At 51.1% G+C, this 1,017-nt stretch carries 1 protein-coding gene; it reads left to right on the top strand.

The genetic code is table 11. From position 1 onward, the window contains the following. A partial coding sequence (locus E1297_RS48935) for a hypothetical protein (protein WP_196223113.1) occupies positions 1-845 on the top strand: 845 nt, incomplete at its 5' end. Positions 846-1,017: the final 172 nt, after the last annotated feature.

Here is a 1,017-nt window from a genome sequence, read left to right as displayed (position 1 = left end):
AATGGTCCGATTTATCGGGGGCAGGTCACCTCGAGCGCAACAATTTCATTGAAGTCAAGAAACTCTACAATGCGATCGAGGCGGCCTCAACATTCGGTATTTCCAAGGTCAGGCCCTTGCAACACTTCATGAAGGAATATGCTCTCAAGAAACAGGACGGCGAGAGCGTCAGACTTCTGGCGAGGCAATGCCTGTCCGAAGTTGGCAAGGCCAAAGGCGATCCGGACAAGTTCGTCGCCGACCTCATCAAGATGGGATACATCGAAAAAGGCGCCAATATTGCCGATACGGATTATGATCAGGGGCTTCGGGGCACGCGGCTCTACAACGCCAGGGCTGCCGCCGAGTTCTTTAAATTCAAGAACGAGAAGGCGCTGGGGACTTTGATGCAGTTCCAGAAAAAGGGAGATGATCGTGTCGCCGCGCTGGCGGCTCAATTCCTGAAGTCGGAAGGCAAGGGGTGGGGTGTCGACAAGTTCTTTGCCGCCATGCACAAGGCAGGGTTCATCAAGTATACCGATTCCGAAAGTGCAAGCCTTGGCATTCCGAACGCAGCTGACGCCGCAAAGGAAAAAGACTGGCTGGGAAGCGCGTACAAGAACAAGCTGGCGGAAATCGGGTTCAAGAACTGGAAAGACAACATCCATCTGGAACGGATCAACCTGCTTGCCTTTTTGCTGACGGCGATCGAAAAACCGCAGAAAACCGGCCCGGTTCAAAACGCGCTTCAAAGCGCAAAAAAGCAATTTCTGGAAATACAGAAAAAGGAACCGGCAGGCAGCCCGATCAAGACAATGTCTTTTCCGGAAATCAGGAAAGAGATGATGAAGACATTCAGACTCTGAATTTGACGATCGAAAGTGAGCCTATTCTCAGGTTCGATTTGTAAAAGTTAAATACAGAAGAGGCCGGCCTTGGTGGTGATCGAAATAAAACTTTAAGGGGACTGGGAGGGGCAAAGGGCCAAGTATTCTCCGAGTCCTCGACAATCCGACTTTGTAGGGTTGACGGGGTGAA

The organism is Roseibium sp. RKSG952, from assembly GCF_009711355.1.
This window is presented reverse-complemented; position numbering and strand designations above follow the sequence as displayed.